Genomic DNA, 19,072 nt, shown 5'->3' with positions numbered 1-19,072 from the left:
GCGACACGTTAACCGATACGTGTCAGAAAATGGTGCGGTGCACAATTCGGGCATTGAGCACAGACAAGAGTTTGGCGGAGTAGCTGAAGTGTCACTTCTGCAGATCTACTTTAGAGCGCTGGGTTATCTGGCGTCCGACAAGAAGCGCGTTGCGCTGATTTGCGGCGCCAATGTCGCGCTCGCGGCGATCGCGATCCTTGAGCCCATCCTCCTGGGCCGGGTGATCGGTGCCATCTCCGAAAAAGGCGCGGTGTTTTCGACGCTCGCCGTCTGGGCCGCTCTTGGTGCCTTCAACGTCGTCGCCTTCGTGCTGGTGGCGCGCGGCGCCGACCGCTTCGCCCATGCCCGCCGCTCCGAGGTGCTGTGCCAGTCCTTCGAGCGTGTCATCACCATGCCGCTTGCCTGGCACCATCAGCGCGGCACATCCAATTCGCTGCACACGCTGCTGCGCGCGGTCGAGACCCTGTTCAGCCTGTGGCTCGAATTCATGCGCGTGCATCTCTCGACGGCCATCGCGCTGGTGCTGCTGGTTCCGACCGCGCTGTCCATGGACATCCGCATGTCCGTCGTGCTGCTTGGCCTGGGCGTGCTCTATGTCGGTATCGGCCGCCTCGTCATGCGCCGCACCAAGTCGGGGCAGACTGCCGTCGAACGCCACTACCATACCGTGTTTGCCCACGTGACCGACAGCGTCAGCAACGTTGCCGTGCTGCAGAGCTACAATCGCATCGGCCACGAGACTGCGACGCTGAAGCGCTATGTGAAGGATCTGCTCGACGCCCAGAACCCGGTGCTCGACTGGTGGGCGATCGCCAATGCGCTGAACCGTCTGTCGTCGACCATCTCGATGATGATCGTGCTCTCGATCGGCGCTTATCTCGTCACCCGTGGCCAGCTCCGCGTCGGCGATGTCGTTGCCTTCACCGGCTTTGCCGGAATGCTGATCGCCCGTCTCGACCAGATGTCGGCCTTCACCACTCAGATTTCCGAGGCTCGTGCCAAGCTCGAGGAGTTCTATCGTCTCGAGGATTCGGCTGCCGAGACCGCCGAGCCCGACGGATTGCGCGAGTTGACCAACGTCACCGGCCACGTCCGCTTCGAGGATGTCAGCTTCGAGTTCGCCAATTCGGGCCACGGCATCGAGGACGTCTCCTTCGAGGTCCAGGCCGGCCAGACGGTCGCCATCGTCGGCCCGACCGGCGCCGGCAAGACGACGCTCATCAATCTCTTGCAGCGCGTCTTCACGCCCGCCAGCGGCCGCATCCTGATCGACGGCATCGACACCCGCACGGTGACCCGCAAGTCGCTGCGCCATTCGATCGCCACCGTCTTCCAGGACGCCGGCCTGCTCAACCGCTCGATCGAGGACAACATCCGTGTCGGCCGCGCCGATGCCAGCAATGACGAGGTTCACGCTGCCGCCAATGCCGCCGCCGCTCAGGACTTCATCCTGGCCAAGAGCGGCGGCTACGACACCGTCGTCGGCGAGCGCGGCGGCCAGCTCTCGGGCGGCGAGCGCCAGCGTATCGCCATCGCCCGCGCGGTGCTCAAGGATGCGCCGATCCTGGTGCTCGACGAGGCGACCAGCGCGCTCGACGTCGAAACCGAGGATCGCGTCAAGGAGGCCATCGACGAGCTGCGCCGCAACCGCACGACCTTCATCATCGCCCACCGCCTGACCACGGTCCGCGACGCCGACCTCGTCGTCTTCATGGACAAGGGCAGGGTGGTCGAGATGGGCGGCTTCACCGAGCTGTCGCTGCGCAACGGCCGCTTCGCCGCCCTGCTGCGCGCCGGCGGCCTGCTCAACGACGAGGAAGTCCGCCGCCTCAGCCGTCCGGTGACGGAAGCGGCGTAAGACAGAACGCTTCTCCCTTCTCCCCTTGTGGGAGAAGGTGGATCGGCGCGATAGCGCCGAGACGGATGAGGGGTGTTCCAGCGGAGTGAGACGCTGGCTTTCCTGGAACACCCCCTCATCCGTCGCCTTCGGCGACACCTTCTCCCACAAGGGGAGAAGGGAAAGCGCGACACTCCCCCGATTGCCCCAGGCCAATCTCCGGTCTATTTAGGTCGGCATGAGCGACACTACCTCACGCTTAAGCGCCTGGGCCGATCTCGCCAATCCGACGCGCTTCGTCGGGTTGGCGGACAAAGTCGTTCCATGGCTGGCGGCGATCGCGGCGATCCTGCTCGCCGTCGGCCTTTATATGAGCTTCACCGCGCCCGAGGATTTCCAGCAGGGCAACACCGTGCGCATCATGTATATTCACGTGCCTTTCGCGTGGCTCGCCATGATGTGCTACACGATCATGTCGATCTCGGCGTTGGGCACGCTGGTCTGGCGTCATCCGTTGGCCGATGTGGCCCTGAAAGCGGCGGCCCCGATCGGCGCCACCTTCACCGCGCTGGCGCTCATCACCGGCTCCATCTGGGGTAAGCCGATGTGGGGCACCTGGTGGGTCTGGGACGCGCGGCTGACCTCGGTCTTCGTGCTTTTCCTGATGTATCTCGGCATCATCGCGCTGACCCGCGCGCTGGACGATGCCGGCCGCGCCGCCTGGGCTGCCGCCATTATTACGCTGGTCGGCTTCATCAACATCCCGATCATCAAATTCTCGGTCGACTGGTGGAACACGCTGCACCAGCCGGCCTCGGTCTTCCGCCTCGGCGGCCCGACCATAGACCCCTCGATGCTGTGGCCGCTGGCCGTGATGGCGCTCGGCTTCACCGTGCTGTTCTTCGTGCTGCACCTGATGGCGATGCGCACGGAGATTTTCCGCAGGCGCGTGACCGCGATGCGCAGAGTTGCCGCGCGGCAGGCGGAGCGCACTTAACCTTCTCCCCTTGTGGGAGAAGGTGGATCGGCGCGCAGCGCCGAGACGGATGAGGGGTGTTCCAGCGGAGTGAGACGTCTGTGTTGCCTGGAGCACCCCTCATCCGGCCGCTTCGCGGCCACCTTCTCCCACAAGGGGAGAAGGGAAAGGCGCGTTTCACCCCATCCTGCCCCTTGCCGCCACCGGCAGCGTTTCCAGCACCTTGTCGCCGTCGATCAGATGCACCTGGTCGAACAAATTCGTCACCACGCAGCAATGATCGGGAACGACGCGCACGCGTTCGCCGATGCGCAGCTTGGCGCCGTCCGAAAGCGTGACGGAGCCGTGCTCTTCGCTCAAGCCCGTGACGCGGGCGCCCGGCATGCCGAGCAACTCGCCGAACTCCGGCAGGCCGAGCGTATCGGAGGACAGCGCCTTGCTGCCGCTGTCGAGAATGGCGCGAGTCGCCGTCGGATGGCTGACCACGGTTGCCAGCACGGTCAGCGCGCAGTCGTCCAGCGTGCCGACGCCTTTGGCGACCTGGTAGCGGTCGAGATAGATGTAGGTACCGGGCCGGTATTCGGTGACGACGCCGTCCTCGCCGGAGCGCCACATGTCCGGCGTGCCGCCGCTGGAAATGCGGGCACATTCAAGCCCGGCCGCTGTTAGCGTAGAGCGTGCATTGCTCAGCCATGCCTCCGTCTCGGCGGCGCGCCCAGCCGCCGGATAGGTCATCAGCCCGCCGAAGCTGAGGCCCTTGGCCTGATCGATCACCTTCGCCAGCGCCACCGCTTCGTCGGCGCTCTGCACGCCGCAGCGGCCCATGCCCGTGTCGCACTCGACCAGCACCTGCAGTGGATGGCCGGCGTCGGTGAAAGTGGCGGCAAGACCTTCAAGCGTCTCATGGCTGTCCGCCGTCACCGATAGCGTCACGCGCCCATGTAGCGCCTTCAGCCGCTCCAGCTTGGCGCGACCAAGGATGTTGTAAGGGAGAAAAATGTCGGTCAGCCCGGCATCAGCCATCACCTCGGCCTCGCCGATCTTCTGGCAGGTGATGCCGACGGCGCCCGCCTCCACCTGCTTCTTCGCCCAGTAAGGCAGCTTGTGCGTCTTGATATGCGGGCGGAGCTTCAGCCCGTGAGCATCCGCATGGGCCTGCGCTTTCTTGATGTTCGCCTCGGCGCGGGCAGCATCGATGAGGATCGCCGGTGTGTCGAGATCGGCTATGCTTGCCATGAGATCACCCGTCCGAGCATGTCTTCCGCGCGGCGATCCGCTGTGGGACAAAGACATTGCGTTAAAACAAATCAGTTGGGTTATGGCCCCGAACGAAGCCCATGTCACGGGGCCAGATCCGCCGGTTTGCGTCGACAGAGGACCGGCATTGGGCTATTCGGAAGGACGGATTTCAGCAGGCGGCGGCCGGAAGGAAGAGAACCCATGAAGCGCTCCAAGATCAACGACATCATCCGCGAAGCCGACGCCTTCATCCGCTCCTTCGGCTATATCATGCCGCCCTTCGCCTATTGGTCGCCGGAAGAGATGAAGGCGCATAAGGGCGACTCCCCGGCCATCTTCACCTCCCGTCTCGGCTGGGACATCACCGACTACGGCCAGGAGAAGTTCGACGAGCTCGGCCTGTTCCTGTTCACCGTGCGCAACGGCCGTTACGAGGACATGAAGCTCGGCATGGGCATGCTCTATGCCGAGAAGATCATGATCTCGCGCAAGGATCAGCTCTCGCCGATGCACCGCCACAACATCAAGGCCGAGGACATCATCAACCGCGGCGGCGGCAAGCTGGTGCTGGAACTGTTCATGCACGACCGCGACGGCGGCATCGACCCCAAGGCCGAAGTCTCGGTGCCGGTCGACGGCACCATGACCAGACTGCCGGCAGGCGGGCTGCTGAAGCTCGATCCGGGCCAGAGCGTGACGCTGCTGCCCGGCGTCTGGCACGCCTTCTGGGCCGAGGGCAAGGATGTGCTGATCGGCGAGGTCTCGACGGTCAATGACGACCTCACCGACAATGTCTTCCGCGACCCGATCGGCCGCTTCTCCAACATCGACGAGGATGTGGCGCCGCTGCACCTGCTGGTGTCGGATTACGAGAAGTGGGTGGGGTAGGCGAGGGACGCTCCGCTACCGGGCATACTTGTCCGCCTTGCGGTTCCCCAGCAGCAGCTTGCGCTCCAGATGCGCCCGCAGCTCGCCGTAATAGGCGGTGAGAAAAGCCTTTGAATCGATCGGCTCGACCCGGGCGCCGATCTTGCGGGCGATGGTCTCGGCTACCGCCTTCAGCGCCGAAGAATCGTCGCGGCGCAGCACTTCCTCAAGCTTCTGCAGTTCGGCGATGCCATAGGCGTCGAGCTGCGCGGGGCTGAACTGGAAGCGGGCCGCGACCAGGTCCTTGCGCTGCGAAAGGTCTTCGACCAGGGCCACTTTCGGCGCCTCGACCACCCAGGTGCCGGCGAGCAGGTCGCCGATCCTCAGCCGGTCGCGGTTGAACAACGGGAACAGCGAGAACAGCAGCGCCCAGACCAGGCCGAAGATGGTCGTCAGCGTGTCGGCGACATCGGCGCTGGCGCGCGCGGCGAGGATCGACAGCGGCAGAAAAACTTCGATCTCGCGCATCAGATTGCGCGCGATGACCTGGTCGATGGTGAGGCCGGCGCCGCTGCGCGACGCGACCCTCACGCCAACCATGCGCTTGCCCGGCGTGGCTGCCCGCCGGCCCGCTTCGAAGGCGATGAAATAGACGTTGCGCAGGAAGAAGATGAAGATGATCCAGACGATGAACAGCGGCTGCGCATCCTGGATACCAAGCCCGGCAAGGCCGAAGATCATCACCAGCGAGACGATCACGGCCGTGACGACGATGATCACCACGTCGAGCAGGAATCCGGAAGCGCGGGTGCCGGCATCCGCCAGCTTGACCCGCAGGTCCACGCCTTCGGGTGTCACCAGCGGACGGATCAGCGCTGCCGGGTTCTTGACCCTCCCTGTCCTAGCGGTCGCCATGCCGCACCATCCGCAACAGGTAGAAATATGAGATCCAGATCGCCAGCATGCCGCCGCCGATCGAATAGCGGGCGAGGTCGCTGGTGATCGTCTGCCGGCCGATGCCTTCCAGCAGTCCGGCGAAAAGCAGCATCACCGTGACGCCGATCATGGCGGTCGCCGCCACGCGCCCGGCTCGCGCCGCGGCCGCCATGCGGGTCAGCTCGCCGGGAAAGGCGATGCTGGTGCCGATGCGCATGCCGGCAGCTCCCGCGATGGCGATGGCGAACAGCTCCGTCGTGCCGTGGATCGAAAGCCAGCCGCCGAGCTCGAAACCCAGGCCCTTGGCGGCATAGATCTGGAAAATGGCGCCGAGCATGCAGCCATTCATCAGGATGATCAGAACGCTCGGCACGGCGAAGGCGAAGCCCAGCGCGAAGGCCAGGATCGAGACCTGCGTGTTGTGGGTGAAGAGATAGGCCGCGAAGCCCGACAGGAAATGATCGCCGCCGCCGTAAAGCACGCTGCGCAGCGTCTCGGCCGACGAATCCGGGGTGCGCCCGCCCGCCAGGCTCGGCGCGATGATGGCGTCGTACCAGCGCTTGTCCGAAGCGACCAGCCAATAGCCGGCAATGGCACCGATGACGGTGAGCCCGACCGATGTCCATACTTCGCGCCAAAGGTCGCGGATCGCCGCCGGCCAGTCGTGCAGGAAGAAGTCGCCGATGCGCGTTCTCAAGCTCCGCCGCGCGCCATAGAGATAGAAATAGCCGCGCAGGCAGAGTGCCTCGAGATAGGCGATCAGCGCGCTGTCGAGCGAGGTCGCGCGCGCCACCGAAAGCGACGACAGCGCCGAACGGTAGAGGAGCGGCAACGACAGCAATTCGTCTTCCGACAGCGCGCGCGGCGCGCGCTTCTCGACGCGCGCAAGCAGCGCCTCGAAGGCTTTCCAGTCGGCCTCGCGCTCCTGGCGGAAGCTTGCCAGCGACTGGCGCACGGAATCGGTGCCGGCCGACAGCGTCATAAGAGGTTCTCCTCCTTGAGCTGGATATAGCGCTCGACCAGCGCCGGGCCGAGCCGCTGGTGGTCGGCCTCGATGACATGCGCACCGAGCAGCCTGAGCCTGCCGATCACCACCTGCCGCTGCCGCAACAGATCGCCGGCGGTGACGGAGCGGGCGACATCCTCGGGCGCCGCCGGGGCCATGTCGGCCAGCGTTTCAAGCTCGACATCCCGCATCAGCATGAACAGCACCAGATGCCGTTCGGTCAGCCGGCCCACGGTGCGCAGCATCAGCTCGGCGCTGATCGGGTCGACGAAATCGGTGAAGACGATGACCAGCGAGCGCCGGTCGAGCCTGGCTGAAAGCGTGGTCAGCGCGAGAGTAAAATTGGTCTCCTCGGTCGAATAGTCGATCTCGGCGGCGCGCTTCTGGATCATGGTGAAGCTTGGCGAGCCGCGCACCGCGCCGCTGGAGACGCGCGGCCGGGCGTCGAAGGAAAACAGGCTGACGAGGTCGCCGCCCTTGAGCGCGATGAAGGCCGACAGAAGTGCTGCCGTCACCGCGCGGTCGACCTTGGGCACGCCGTCGACCGGCTCGCACATCAGCCGGCCGCTATCGATGGCCAAAACGATGTTGTTGTTCTCCTCGATCCGGAACTCGCGCGCCAGAAGCTTGCCGTGCCGGGCGCTGCGCTTCCAGTCGATCATGCGCCGCCCCATGCCGGGCTGGTAATCCTTCAGCGCTTCGAACTCGCGGCCCTGGCCGACGCGCTTCTGCGTATGGCCGTCGGCAAGGGCCGAGCGCTGCAAGAGCGTGATCGCCTCGTCGCGCGCGCTGTTGACATTGGGCAGCACCGCGACCTTGCGGTCGACCGGCAACACGACCTGGTTCCAGATCAGTCCGAACGGACCCTGCCAGCGCAGCCAGAGACGGTCGAAGCCGGCGATGCCGCGGCGGATGGCCTCGAATTCGAGATCGAGCGTGCCGCCATTGGCCGGCAGCGCGCCGCCAGTGCCGGCCAATGGCTGGACCCGCTGGTCATGCCCGACACGCGCCTGCAGGCGCCGCAGCCTTGCGCCGGCGCCGGCCGCCACGTGCAGCGTGAAGCGCCCGCCGACGCCGACCTGCGGCGGCGCCGTCAGCGTGGCGTCGAGCGAGGCGCGACCCCTGCCTGCGGCTGCGTCCACCGCCAGGAAGGCAAGCAGCAGGCAGATCCACAACAGGCCGAGATACCAGACATGCGGCAAAGCGAGCGCGATGAGGAAGGCGGGGATTGCCCCCGCCGCAGCTGTCCAGACCGCTCGGCCGCTCGGATAGATCAACGCGGCGCTTCCGTATTGTCGACGAGGTCGGAGACGATCTGCTCGACCAGCCGCCCGTCGATCTGCGCGGCCGGCGAGAGAACGACACGGTGACGCAGCGCCGGCACGGCCAGCGCCTTGACGTCGTCGGGGATGACATAGTTGCGGCCGTCGAGCGCCGCCCTGGCGCGCGCGGCTCTCGCCAGCATGGCGCCCGCTCGTGGACTCGCTCCCACTTCCAGGTCGGGGCTTTCGCGCGTGCCGCGCACAAGTGCCGCGATATAGCCGACGACGTCGTCGACCAGCGTGACGTCGCCGACGGTGGCCAGCGCCGCTTCCAGCATCTTGCGGTCGGTCCGCGCTTTGATGCCGTATTGCTCGATGTCGTGCGACGCCGAGCCGCCGCCGTGATGGACGATGATGGCGCGCTCTTCGGTGAGATCCGGATAGCTCACCCGATGCTTGAACAGGAAGCGGTCGAGCTGCGCCTCGGGCAGCGGATAGACGCCCTGATGCTCGATGGGGTTCTGCGTCGCCACCACCATGAAATTCCGGCCGAGCGAATGGGTGGTGCCGTCGAAGGTGACGGCATGCTCCTGCATGGCCTCGAGCAGCGCGGCTTGCGTCTTCGGCGGCGTGCGGTTGATTTCGTCGGCGAGCAAAAGGTCGCAGAAGATCGGGCCGCGCGTCAGCGTGAACTGCCCGGTCTGGAAATTATAGATGTTGGCGCCGACGATATCGCCGGGCATCAAGTCGGGCGTGAACTGGATGCGGCCATAGGCGACGCCGAGCGCCTGCGCGAAGCAGCGCGCCGTCATCGTCTTGGCGGTGCCGGGCGGGCCTTCGAGCAGGATATGCCCGCCGGCAAACAGCGCCGTCAGCATCAGGTCGACCGTGTCGCGCTGTCCGGTGATCGCTTTTGCCACTTCTTCCCTGATCGCGTTCGCCAGGGTCTTCACTTCATCGACGTTCAATGAGCCTCCTTGCCGTCCAGTCATGCAGCTTTTCGGCTGCTGAGTGCATTGCGGCCAGATTGTTGGAATCGTGTACTGCCCTGAAGCGGGCGGTGAAGCCGTGCTGTTCTTCCTTGTCGCGGGAATCGAGCCAGCGGTCGAGCGCCTCGCCCTGCAGTCCGTGCGGCGCGCCGAGCAGGGCGGCCGCGCGCTGGCGCATCAGCGCTGCGTAACGGTCGCCAAGCTCCTGCAGCCGCCCGGCGCGCTTCAAAAGCATCGCCGTGGTGTCGACCAGCGCCCGCTTGCCGAAGGCGATGGCGCGCCCTTCGGCGCGCGGCGGACCGAAGCGGCCGAGCCCGTGCAGGAAGGCGAGCGCGGCCGCCACCAGCACCGACAGCGTCAAAGCCAGGAAAGGCGGTTCGATCAGCAGCTTGGCAAGATCGTAGTTGCCGCCGATGCCGTGCAGCGTCAGGTCGAACATGACGGCTCCCTTGGCGGGCTCCAGCATGGCGATGATGTCGAGCGCGGCGGCCGCCTTCTGCTCGTCCTTCAGCGCGGCATTGTTGAGGAAATCGGGATCGGTGAGGATGTAGAAGGGTTCGTTGTCGAGCTCGGTCAGGATAGCCCTGCCGTCGCCCGCCGCGATCAGCGGATGGTCGTCCGCCACCCATTGCAGCTCCTCCGGCGCGGCCACTATGCGGCCCGCGATGTTGATCTGCGAGAGCGTGTTCTTGGCCTCGCCGAGCTTGGTCTTGGCGATGCGGCCGAGCCAGTCGTTGACGACGTTGTTGGGCAGCGGCCCGACCTTTTCCTCCCAGCCTTCATGGCTGAACAAGGGAAAGGTCTGCCATTTGGGCAGCACGAACAACGTGTCTTTGCCAGAGCGCAGCTTGATAAGGCGATCGAGCGCGGCCGGGTCGCTGCCCGGCGCGATGGTGACGACGAGCAGGAAGGTCGACGCCACGGGGGACGCGAGGTCCTTCTCGCCGCGCTCCATCGGCGGCGCCTGTCCGTTGGTGAGCTTCAGCCATTCGACAAGCCCGGCATAGCCGGTGCCGCCCTTCGAGAACGGTGTGGCACCGCCCTGGGGCTGACGGAAATCCGGCGCATAGGTGGACAGCAGAAAAAACCCGGCCGCCGCCAGCATGCTGGCGAAAATGCCCCAGAACAGTGTCTTGCGGCTGAACGGTTCTTGCGCTGCGCCTGTCATCTGCGCGGTCATGCCCAGGCATCCCGGAAGGCGAACCGCTCATAGGCCCCGCGCGCCTGCTGCCAGCCTTCGACCCCGACGGGTCGGCGGGCAAACAAGGCCGCCTCGACGATGCGGGCGATCTCGCTGAAGGCGGCGCGGGGCCGGGTGGGGATGGAACCGGCGGCGGCGATATCGCGCGCGGTGAGAGACGGACGCAGGAAATCCGGCAGCCTGGTGGCGATGTCGGAGACGCTGCGGCGCAACAGAAGATGTACCGCCTCGTCATACTCGCCGCGCGCGGCGAGCGCATCGGCCTCGGAGAGCAGGACCTGGGCCGCCCCCGCGTCAGGGCGCCACTCTTCCTTCGCTTCGGTTTCTTCGCGTTTCCGCCGCCATGGCAGGCGCCAGGCAACGCCTTTCGCCTCAAGGAAAAGCAGAAAAGCAATGATCGCGACGCCGATGATGACCGCGCCCCAGAACAGATAGATCATGTAGGGACCGAGCGTCGCCAAGCCGTCCAGAAGCGGCTTCAGCCACTCCGGCGGCTCGGGCCGCACGTAGGTCGGCAAGGCGAACTGGATCGAATCGTCCCCGAGCAGTTGCTTGTGCAGCTGCGCCAGCCGTCCGGCCTCTTCCGTCCCTGCGGCTGTCACCCGCTCGTTCCCCCTGCAACCTGCGGTTCGGGGCCGACACTGGCAATACGCCATGACAATTGCAAGCGCACTGGACGTAGCCTTTCAATCTTGGCAAATTTACTTTGAAGTCGCCGATGAATGCTGCGGTGACTCGGGGGAAAATTATCATGACGACGGCAACGTTGGGACGACCCGGCCGATTCGAGATCGGCAGGGTATTCAGCAACACCTTCGGAGTGATTGGCCGAAACCTCGGACTTTGCGCGGGGTTGGCGGCTTTGTTTTCGGGTCTGCCGGCATTGCTCATCAGGCTGTGGACCCAGCCGCAGATCGACGCCATGATGCAGCGCGACCCCGGCACCATGGCCGACCCAGGCGCCATGTTTCGCAATTCCTACATCACCATCATTGCCGGATTGATTTCGTTCGCGTGCGCGCTGCTGCTGCAGTCGGCGCTGGTGCGGGCGACCATTGAGGACCTCAATGGCAAGCGTCCGTCCTTTGCCGACTGCATCCAGATTGCGATCCGCTTTCTGCTGCCGACGCTTGGCATCGGCCTGCTCGTCGGTCTCGGTGCGGGTATCGGCCTGATGCTGTTGATCGTGCCGGGCATTATCCTCTGGCTCGGCTGGTCGATGTCGGTGCCGGTCCTGATCCAGGAGCGGCGTGGCGTCTTCGGCTCGATGTCGCGCAGCCGGGTTCTCACCAAGGGCAGCCGCTGGGGGCTTTTCGGTCTGTTCCTCATTCTCGTCATCATCGCGATGATCATCCAGTGGGGGATGCTGCTCGTTCTGGTGCTGTTCGGCGGCATCATCGCCGAGATCGGAGCCGCGCTGGTGCAGACGGTGGTCTCGATGGTGCTCTCGATCGCAACCGCGGTGAGCTATGTCGAGCTGCGCCAGGCGAAAGAAGGCGCAAGCATCGACGAACTGGCGGAGATCTTCTCCTAGGCAGCAGAGATCACCCGATGGCTTTGGAAAGCCCAGGTGCAGCCGGTAAATTCCGGCTGGGCGTTCGTCGGACGGAATCCAGTTCTCTCGCTGGCGGTCGCCGTGTGCTTTTTCGCCCTGCCGTCGCGACGACCACATACATAGCCTTGCGGCGTGCGAAGGAGGGCGGTGGCGTCGACAAACTGTTGGCCGTCTTTTCCTAGCAATCGGCGCCGCCGACGCAATCTGAGCTGAAGGCAATCGCTGGCAAATGGCAGACGGCCGACGCGACGGGAAGGTCGCGCCGGCCGCTCGCTCCTGGGAGGATCAGGACTCCAGCCACACCGTCTCGAAATGCTGCTCAAGCGCCTGGTGCTGTTCGCAGCCCTGCACGCCCTTGCGATAGGTGCGGTAGACCGAGCGCCAATAGGGCTGGACGATAATGCCGGAGTCGCGCAGGTTGGTCTCGATCTTGGCCATGATCTCCTTGCGCTGGGTGGCATCCGGCGTTGCAAGCGCCTTGTCGAGAAGCTCGTCGAACTCCTTGTTCGCATAGGCGCTTTCGTTCCAGGCGCCGCCCGATTTGTAGGCCAAAGCCAGCACCTGCACGCCGAGCGGGCGGCCGAGCCATTCGGTGCAGGAATAGGGGAACTTGGCCCAGTCGTTCCAGAAGGTCGCGGCCGGCAGCACGGTGCGCTTGATCTTCAGGCCGGCCTCGCGGATTTGCGCGGCAATCGCGTCGGCGGTGCTCTTTTGCCATTCGACGTCGACCGAGATCAGCTCATATTCGTGGTCGGCCTTGCCGGATTCCGAAATAAGCTTCTTGGCCTGTTCGACATCGCGTTTGGCCGGGCCGATATCGGCGAATTCCGGATGCATCGGGCCGACATGGTGGTTGTCGGCGGGCTTGCCGCGGCCGTCGAGCCCGAGCTTCAGGACGGCCGCATTGTCGACGGCAAGCTGGGCGGCGCGGCGCACCTTGAGGTCGTCATAGGGCGCGTTGGAGACATTGAAGCGCGCGACGATGGTCGAGCCGGTGGCGATCTCGGAATTCTGCAGGCCCATCTGATCGGTCTGCGACACGGCATCCGCCGTGGTCTCGTGGTCGGTGTCGATCTCTCCGGACTCGAAGGCGGACAGCGTGGCGTTGGGATCGGAGCCGTAGTCGACCCATTTTATGCCGTCGAGATAGAATTCGCCCTTCCACCAGGGCTTGTCCTTGCGCTTCACCTCCGCGCCCGTCTCGGCGTCCCAACTCACCAGCTCGCAAGGGCCGGTAGTGATGGCCAAAGCCTTCTTCGGATCGGCATCGCCTTCATAGGAGCGGTGCATGATCAGCGCCGGATAGTCGGCCATGCCGGCGATCAGCGAGATGTCGGGCTTCGGCAGGTTGATCTTGACGGTGTAGTCGTCGACCTTCTGAATGCCTCCGTCGACCGGCTTCTTGGTGTCGGCATTGACCAGCGCGCCCATGCGCGCGGCGACCGAATTGCCGGCGACCGAGGCATCGCACCAGCGGTTGAGGTTGTGGATCACGTCCTCGGCGTTGAAAATGTCGCCGTTCGACCAGGTGATGTCCTTGCGCACGTGCAGCGTGATCGTCTTGGCGTCGTCGCTGGTCTCCCAGCTTTCGAGCAGCCAGGGCTCGAAGGAGAAGTCGGTTTTCCAGCGCACCAGATATTCGTTGCACTGACGCGCGACATTCGACATCTCGACGCCGTCGAAGGTGCGCGGGTCTTTAAAACCTTTGACGTTCATCGCCACGCGCAGCACGCCGCCCTTTTTCGGCTCGGCGGCGCAGGCAGGTGAGGGAGCGATACCGCCCAGCGCCATGGCGCCGGCGGCGCTGACGCCGAAGCCGGCCATCAAAGCCAGATATTCGCGCCGGCTGATCGCGCCCTTCTTGAAATCGTCGGCGATCGGCTTGGCACGCGGGTGCAGTTTTCTGTCGGTCAGCATGAATTTCATCGTCGTTCCCTCTGTTGTTGGGCGCTCCGGGCCGCCATGCGGGGGCGGATGCGTCCGCCGGAGCGCCGTTGCCTGCGAGGGAATGATAGGTCCGCTTTCCGCCACGAAATGGTTTGGTTTCCGCAGTTCTTGTGCGCTGTTCCGCAGAGTAACCAAGCTTGGGTTCCTCGCCCCCGCCGAAGGCGGGGGAGAGGTGGCCGCGAAGCGGACGGAGAGGGGGCCTTCGTAGGGCGCTCCCCTCTCCGTCTCGGCTTCGCCGAGCCACCTCTCCCCACTTTCGTGGGGCGAGGAACCTTGATCTCCCGGGGCCGCGATCCTTCACAGGCCCTCTGTCCTGCAGGATTTCTCTCAAGGCTCCTAGATCAGCGCTTCGTCGCTGCGCCGAGCGCGTGAACATCAGCAACAATCCTCGCGAACGCCTCCGCAGCGCGCGGAACGGTCGGCCTTGCCCGCAGAAAGCTGTGCACCAGCCGCTTCTCCTCGCGCCACCAGGCGTGGCCGCCGGCGGCAAGGATGCGGTCGCAATAGACTTCGCCGTCGGACGATAGCGGGTCGCATTCGGCGGTGACGATGATCGTCGGCGGCAGGCCGGAGAAATCGTGGTCTCGAAGCGGCGAGAACGTTGGATCGTCCTGTGACTGCCCGGGCGCGGACCGGATGCCACGGTAGAACTCGATGTCGCTTACGCTGAGCAGCGGCGCTTCGGCATGCTGGACATAAGAGCGCCCGGTCTCGTCGCCGCCCAGCTCCGGATAGATCAACATCTGGCCAACAGCGTGCCGTTCATGGCGCCGCGTCGCTTGCGCCACCGCGGCAGCGAGATTTCCGCCGGCGCTTTCGCCGCAAAGCACAATCGGCAGTGTGCTCGCCGCGGCGACCCATTCGAACACGGCAAGCGCATCGTCGTAAGAGGCCGGGTGCAGATGCTCCGGCGCCAGCCGGTAGCCGGCAGAGACCACCTCGAAACCGGTGCCGACGCAGATTTCGGCGCAGATGTCGTCATGGCTATCGAGGTCGCCAAGCACAAAACCGCCGCCATGGTAATAGACGATGATCGCCGCCGCGGTGTTGTGGGCCATGCGGTAGTATCGGATCGGGATCGCATGCGCGGCCGTCGTTACGAGACCGTCGCTGGTCGTCACGCCTTCCGGATGACCTTGGTGAAACGCGACGCACATCCGATCATAGATCGCGCGTTGCTCGGCTATGGATGCTGCAAGGATCTCCGGCGGGTACCAGCTGTTGACCTCGTCGATATAATCCCACAACTCCGGATCGAGCCGGTCGGCATATTGGCCGCGGCTCGACGGATCGGTTTGGGCTCGGGTCACTGCCGTCAAAGCTCGGCGTAGAGCTGCACAGCGTTCTCGAAGGTGAAACGCAGCGGCACCGAGCCCTCGACCTGCCACACCTTCACGGTGTCTCCCGCCAACAGCCGGCAGGCGTCGAGCGTGTTGGTGACGGCGCCGCCATAGAGGCGGTTGGCGAGGTTGAGGATGCCGGTCTGGTGCATGGCGGCACTGGCGCTGCCGCAGGCATCCTTGACCAAAAGCACGCGAAAGCCGCGCGCTACCGCGTCCTTCACCGTCGCGTCGATGCAGGCCTCGGTCCAAACGCCCGCAATCACCAGCCATTCGATGCCCGAGGTCTTGAGCTTGTCGCCAAAATCGTTCTTGGCGAAGGCGCTGGCTTCCTGCTTGACCAGCGTGGCTTCGCCATTTTGCGGCGCCACTTCATGGCAGATTGCGGTCAGCGGATCGTCCTTGTCGGAGAAGGCCGATTTGCCGCTTTCATCGACTGGGTGGAACGGCCGCGCCGCGGCGAGATCGACGATATACGCCCAATGATAGAGCGGCACGAAGTTGCGCCGCGCCGCCTCCTGCAGGCGCTGCACATTGGCGAGGATGTCGGCAAAACCCTCGACCAGATAGCGCTTGTCCTTGCGATGCTCCTCCTGGAGATCGATGAACACCGCGGCCACTGTACCGCGTCGGATGGAAATGGGTGTTTTCATGCGAAATGTGCTGTCGATGCGTCGGCGCTAATTGTCAAGAAACTCGTCTTCATACGGAAACCGCGAAAGCAATTCCGTGCCGGTCTCGGTAATGAGAATCTCATCCTCGAGCTTGACGCCCTCGCGACCGCCCTTCTCGCCGATATAGCTTTCCACGCTCACCACCATGCCGGGCACGATGATGCCATCGCGGCCATAGGTCTCGTAGTCCATCGCGTGCGCGATGAAAGGCGTCTCACCATGCATGCCGACGCCATGCATGACCGAGGTGTAGCGCTGGTCGACGAAGCGGTCCGGGATCTTCCAGGCTTTTTCGGCGATCTCGCGGAACGCCATGCCGGGCTTCACGATCGAGATGTTGTGCTGCACCTGGTCGTGCGCCATGCGGTAAAGCGATTTCTGATAGGGCGTCGGCTTGCCCGGGCCGCAGCGGAAGGTGCGCGAGAAGTCGGAATAATAGCCGTAGCAGCCGATCGTGTCGGTATCGAGCGCCAGCAACTCGCCCGGCCTGATCTTGCGCCCGCTCGCCTCGTTGAACCACGGGTTGGTGCGCTGTCCCGAAGTGAGCAGCCGGGTCTCGATGAACTCGCCGCCTTGGCGGATCACCTCGCCATACATGATGGCGAACAGCTCGTTCTCGGAAACGCCAGGCTTGATCGCCTCGCGCACCGCCGCCACCGCGGCCTCGGCGCCCGCCATCGACGCCAGCAGGCATTTCACTTCCTCCGGCGTCTTGACCGCGCGCACCGCCAGTATCTCGCCCTGGCAGTCCTTCACCTCGCAGCCGCGCTTTTCCAGCGCCAGCGCCTGCAGATGGCTGCAGCGGTCGAGCCCGAGCTTCATCGAGCCGCCGCCATGCTTCTTCAGAAGCTCGGCGATCTCGTCGGCGAACGGCCCGGCGGTCTCGTCGTCGCGGCCCGACACCGACGACCAGACGAGCTTGGACGGCCGCGCCTCGTCGATCGTGTCGAGCACCATCGAGACATGGTAGCTCTGCGGATATTCGAACAGCACGATCGGCCCTTCGGTCGGGATGAAGAAATAGCGCGTCGAGTTGCGCAGGAAATAGCCGAACATGTTGCGCGAGCCGGTGGCGTAGCGCTGGTTGTATGGATCGAACAAAACGAGGCCACCATAGCCCGCCTCGCGCATCCAGGCGCGCAGCTTGGCCAGCCGCCCCTTGCGCAGCGCGTCGGCGTCGATGAAGGACGGCTCCGTGTCCGAAAGCCACATGCCGCCGGCCGGATCAGCCGCTGCCGGATGGCGCATGCGGTCCTTGAAGTCCACATCCTCGGTGCTGTCGGGATCGAATACGACGATGCTCATGTGCGGCCTCCTGTTGTGGAGAACATAGCCAGGTACGGTTTTAGGCTTGTGCGGAATTCCGCGATTGTCGTGCCGGATGCCGCATCATAACTTCGTCATTCTAGGGCGAGCAAGGAGCGAAGCGACGCGCGCAGACCCTAGAATCCATGCCGTTACGTCGGCCAGACAATGCAGCGATGCAGAAAATCCTTGCTGCGGCCGGGTGCCAATTCTGCATCGCCGAGACGCTTTCAGGTCACGGCATGGATCCTAGGGTCTTCGCTCCGCTGCGCGTCGCTTCGCCCTAGGATGACGAAGGAGCGTGGAGCCGCACCACTCCACCTAATGCCGCCGCATCGCCTTAGGCGCGTGCCCGTGCTCCTCGCGAAACGCCCTTGCAAAGCTCGACATCGACGCAAAGCCGCACGCCAGCGCCACATCGCGCACCATCAGCGTCGAATGCGCCAGCAGGTCGGCTGCACGCTTCAGCCGCAGCCGCCGGTAATATCCATTGGGCGAGATATCCAGCTCGGCGCGGAAACTGCGCTCGAGCTTGTCGGCCGACACGCCGAGCCGTTCCGCCAGCTCCGCCATGCCGAGCCTTTCCTCGACCGCATCCTCCATGATGGCGATGGCCGACAGCACCAGCTCGTTCTGGACGCCGGTGCGCAGCCTAAGCGGCATCAGCTTGCGGTCGACGCTCGACCGCAATGGCGAGTGCACGAACCATTCGGCAACGCCCGCCGCGATTTCGGCGCCATAGTCGCGCGTGATAATTTCCAGCATCATGTCGAGGCTGCCGACGCCGCCGGCCGAGGTGAAGCGCTTGCGGTCGATGACGAACAGATCGCGCCGAAGCTCGATTTCCGGAAAAGCCTCGCTGAAGGCTGCCTGGCTGGTCCAGTGCAAGGTGCAGGCATGGCCGTCGAGCAGGCCGGCGCGGGCGAGGAAGAAGGCGGCGTCCGCGACGGCGCCAATATGCGCGCCGCCACGCAGGCTTTTGCGGATCCAGCTCATCGCCTCATCGGCCACGACATGGTCGGCGTCGCCGCCGGAGCACACTACGATGCGGTCGACCTTCGGCGCGTCGGCGGCCGAGAAACCGGGTTGGATGACGACGCCGTTCGATGCCTCAACCGTACCCGCATCGGCGCCGACGATCACCCATCGATAGCAGTCGCGCTTGGCAAGAATGTTGACGGCGCGCAGCGGCTCGATGACGGACGAAAATGCCATCATCGGAAAGCCAGGGAAAACCAGCACTGCGAAGGTGAGGGGCGCTTCGCGCGGTTCCGGCGGCGCACGGTCGCGTTTTCGGCTGGCGAGGCTGTCGCTCACGTTTTTGTATTTCCCACGTGCTGCATTGGTGGCAGAGAAGACCAAACTGTAGCCGGCCCCTCGGCTGGCTTGCAACGGAGCAACAACACGATGTTTGCGGCAACGGCAATCGACACAAGCAACAAGCCGGTCTTCTACAAGGAGTTGGCCACGCAATTGAAAGCGCTGCTCGAAGGCGAGGGCGATTCCGTCGCCAACGCCGCCAACACCGCGGCGCTGATCTATCAGATGGTGCCCGACCTCAACTGGGCCGGCTTCTATTTCCTCGCCTCCGATGACGAGCTGGTGCTCGGACCCTTCCAGGGCAAGCCCGCCTGCGTTCGCATTGCCGTCGGCAAGGGCGTCTGCGGCAAGGCCATCGAGCTCGACATGTCGATGCTGGTCAAGGACGTCAACGAATTTCCCGGCCACATCGCCTGCGATGCCGATTCGCGCTCGGAGCTGGTCGTGCTTTTGCGCGATGCCGAAGGCGCGTTCGGCGTGCTCGACCTCGACAGCCCGCTGCCCGGGCGCTTCGACAAGGAAGACCAGGCAGGCATAGAGAAGCTCGCCGCGATCTATGTCGCGGCCTGTGAGTTCGAGGACGATGATGAAGGTTGATAGGTGAGGCGACCCCGGCCT

The 19,072-nt window shown here is 64.7% G+C and carries 17 protein-coding genes; 5 read left to right on the top strand and 12 right to left on the bottom strand.

Features of this window, described 5'->3' with window-relative positions; genetic code table 11:
• Positions 1-88: 88 nt before the first annotated feature.
• Positions 89-1,858 carry a glucan ABC transporter ATP-binding protein/ permease gene (locus LB526_RS07665; protein WP_095767781.1) on the top strand — a complete coding sequence of 590 codons (1,770 nt, stop codon included), beginning with the start codon at positions 89-91 and terminating at the stop codon, positions 1,856-1,858.
• A gap of 217 nt (positions 1,859-2,075) precedes the next feature.
• On the top strand, positions 2,076-2,834 hold the full coding sequence (locus tag LB526_RS07660) for a heme ABC transporter permease (RefSeq protein WP_224627101.1): 759 nt from the start codon (positions 2,076-2,078) through the stop codon (positions 2,832-2,834).
• Positions 2,835-2,990: 156 nt separating this feature from the next.
• Here the strand turns inward: LB526_RS07660 and LB526_RS07655 are convergent, their stop codons facing one another.
• The gene (locus LB526_RS07655; protein WP_224627100.1) at positions 2,991-4,049 is read right to left on the bottom strand and encodes a D-TA family PLP-dependent enzyme; all 1,059 of its coding nucleotides are present in this window, start codon (positions 4,047-4,049) and stop codon (positions 2,991-2,993) included.
• 204 nt (positions 4,050-4,253) lie between these two features.
• Between LB526_RS07655 and LB526_RS07650 the strand changes: the two genes are divergently transcribed.
• Positions 4,254-4,940, top strand: a complete 687-nt coding sequence (locus tag LB526_RS07650; RefSeq protein ID WP_095767778.1) for a D-lyxose/D-mannose family sugar isomerase — start codon at positions 4,254-4,256, stop codon at positions 4,938-4,940.
• A 15-nt stretch (positions 4,941-4,955) separates the two neighbouring features.
• Here the strand turns inward: LB526_RS07650 and LB526_RS07645 are convergent, their stop codons facing one another.
• Genes LB526_RS07645 through LB526_RS07620 form a run of 6 tightly spaced genes read right to left on the bottom strand, consistent with a single transcriptional unit; the run spans position 4,956 to position 10,915 of the window.
• A complete protein-coding gene (locus tag LB526_RS07645; protein ID WP_224627099.1) occupies positions 4,956-5,834 on the bottom strand; it encodes an RDD family protein in 879 nt (292 codons plus the stop codon).
• Positions 5,821-6,837, bottom strand: coding sequence for a stage II sporulation protein M (locus LB526_RS07640; protein ID WP_224627098.1), 1,017 nt, complete (start codon positions 6,835-6,837; stop codon positions 5,821-5,823). The genes LB526_RS07645 and LB526_RS07640 overlap by 14 nt, the downstream gene beginning before the upstream one ends.
• The gene (locus tag LB526_RS07635) at positions 6,834-8,138 is read right to left on the bottom strand and encodes a DUF58 domain-containing protein (protein ID WP_224627097.1); all 1,305 of its coding nucleotides are present in this window, start codon (positions 8,136-8,138) and stop codon (positions 6,834-6,836) included. Before LB526_RS07635 ends, LB526_RS07640 begins: the two co-directional genes overlap by 4 nt.
• The gene (locus tag LB526_RS07630; protein ID WP_224544791.1) at positions 8,135-9,091 is read right to left on the bottom strand and encodes an AAA family ATPase; all 957 of its coding nucleotides are present in this window, start codon (positions 9,089-9,091) and stop codon (positions 8,135-8,137) included. Before LB526_RS07630 ends, LB526_RS07635 begins: the two co-directional genes overlap by 4 nt.
• A complete protein-coding gene (locus LB526_RS07625; RefSeq protein WP_224627096.1) occupies positions 9,078-10,292 on the bottom strand; it encodes a DUF4350 domain-containing protein in 1,215 nt (404 codons plus the stop codon). The genes LB526_RS07630 and LB526_RS07625 overlap by 14 nt, the downstream gene beginning before the upstream one ends.
• The gene (locus LB526_RS07620) at positions 10,289-10,915 is read right to left on the bottom strand and encodes a DUF4129 domain-containing protein (protein ID WP_224627094.1); all 627 of its coding nucleotides are present in this window, start codon (positions 10,913-10,915) and stop codon (positions 10,289-10,291) included. The genes LB526_RS07625 and LB526_RS07620 overlap by 4 nt, the downstream gene beginning before the upstream one ends.
• A gap of 149 nt (positions 10,916-11,064) precedes the next feature.
• Here LB526_RS07620 and LB526_RS07615 point away from each other — a divergent pair, with 149 nt between their 5' ends.
• A complete protein-coding gene (locus LB526_RS07615) occupies positions 11,065-11,847 on the top strand; it encodes a hypothetical protein (protein ID WP_224627092.1) in 783 nt (260 codons plus the stop codon).
• 306 nt (positions 11,848-12,153) lie between these two features.
• On the opposite strand, the gene LB526_RS07610 is transcribed toward LB526_RS07615, so the two are convergent.
• The 5 genes from LB526_RS07610 to LB526_RS07590 all read right to left on the bottom strand — a co-directional run bounded on the left by LB526_RS07610 (position 12,154) and on the right by LB526_RS07590 (position 18,352).
• The gene (locus LB526_RS07610; protein ID WP_224627090.1) at positions 12,154-13,794 is read right to left on the bottom strand and encodes an ABC transporter substrate-binding protein; all 1,641 of its coding nucleotides are present in this window, start codon (positions 13,792-13,794) and stop codon (positions 12,154-12,156) included.
• Between the two features lie 362 nt (positions 13,795-14,156).
• Complete coding sequence (locus LB526_RS07605) at positions 14,157-15,134, bottom strand: alpha/beta hydrolase (RefSeq protein ID WP_411967240.1); 978 nt, start codon at positions 15,132-15,134, stop codon at positions 14,157-14,159.
• Complete coding sequence (locus LB526_RS07600) at positions 15,131-15,808, bottom strand: isochorismatase family protein (RefSeq protein WP_224627088.1); 678 nt, start codon at positions 15,806-15,808, stop codon at positions 15,131-15,133. The genes LB526_RS07605 and LB526_RS07600 overlap by 4 nt, the downstream gene beginning before the upstream one ends.
• A gap of 27 nt (positions 15,809-15,835) precedes the next feature.
• Positions 15,836-17,134, bottom strand: coding sequence for a M24 family metallopeptidase (locus LB526_RS07595; RefSeq protein ID WP_224627087.1), 1,299 nt, complete (start codon positions 17,132-17,134; stop codon positions 15,836-15,838).
• 321 nt (positions 17,135-17,455) lie between these two features.
• Positions 17,456-18,352, bottom strand: a complete 897-nt coding sequence (locus LB526_RS07590) for a GlxA family transcriptional regulator (RefSeq protein ID WP_224532761.1) — start codon at positions 18,350-18,352, stop codon at positions 17,456-17,458.
• A gap of 189 nt (positions 18,353-18,541) precedes the next feature.
• On the opposite strand from LB526_RS07590, the gene LB526_RS07585 reads away from it, so the two are divergent.
• Positions 18,542-19,051: a GAF domain-containing protein gene (locus LB526_RS07585; RefSeq protein ID WP_095767767.1), complete on the top strand. Its 510-nt coding sequence runs from the start codon at positions 18,542-18,544 to the stop codon at positions 19,049-19,051.
• Positions 19,052-19,072: the final 21 nt, after the last annotated feature.

It is taken from the genome of Mesorhizobium sp. CA6 (assembly GCF_020165035.1).
In the GTDB taxonomy this organism is placed as follows: Bacteria; Pseudomonadota; Alphaproteobacteria; order Rhizobiales; family Rhizobiaceae; genus Mesorhizobium.
Note: the sequence above shows the minus strand (reverse complement) of the source record. Positions and strands in the feature narration are given on the sequence as shown.

Excerpts from the sequence above, each read along its gene's own strand:
- LB526_RS07585 (WP_095767767.1), top strand. The coding sequence starts at position 18,542 with ATGTTTGCGGCAACGGCAATCGACACAAGCAACAAGCCGGTCTTCTAC.
- LB526_RS07615 (WP_224627092.1), top strand. The coding sequence starts at position 11,065 with ATGACGACGGCAACGTTGGGACGACCCGGCCGATTCGAGATCGGCAGG.
- LB526_RS07645 (WP_224627099.1), bottom strand. The coding sequence starts at position 5,834 with ATGGCGACCGCTAGGACAGGGAGGGTCAAGAACCCGGCAGCGCTGATC.
- LB526_RS07595 (WP_224627087.1), bottom strand. The coding sequence starts at position 17,134 with ATGAGCATCGTCGTATTCGATCCCGACAGCACCGAGGATGTGGACTTC.
- LB526_RS07640 (WP_224627098.1), bottom strand. The coding sequence starts at position 6,837 with ATGACGCTGTCGGCCGGCACCGATTCCGTGCGCCAGTCGCTGGCAAGC.
- LB526_RS07610 (WP_224627090.1), bottom strand. The coding sequence starts at position 13,794 with ATGAAATTCATGCTGACCGACAGAAAACTGCACCCGCGTGCCAAGCCG.
- LB526_RS07660 (WP_224627101.1), top strand. The coding sequence starts at position 2,076 with ATGAGCGACACTACCTCACGCTTAAGCGCCTGGGCCGATCTCGCCAAT.
- LB526_RS07600 (WP_224627088.1), bottom strand. The coding sequence starts at position 15,808 with ATGAAAACACCCATTTCCATCCGACGCGGTACAGTGGCCGCGGTGTTC.
- LB526_RS07650 (WP_095767778.1), top strand. The coding sequence starts at position 4,254 with ATGAAGCGCTCCAAGATCAACGACATCATCCGCGAAGCCGACGCCTTC.
- LB526_RS07655 (WP_224627100.1), bottom strand. The coding sequence starts at position 4,049 with ATGGCAAGCATAGCCGATCTCGACACACCGGCGATCCTCATCGATGCT.
- LB526_RS07625 (WP_224627096.1), bottom strand. The coding sequence starts at position 10,292 with ATGACCGCGCAGATGACAGGCGCAGCGCAAGAACCGTTCAGCCGCAAG.
- LB526_RS07590 (WP_224532761.1), bottom strand. The coding sequence starts at position 18,352 with ATGATGGCATTTTCGTCCGTCATCGAGCCGCTGCGCGCCGTCAACATT.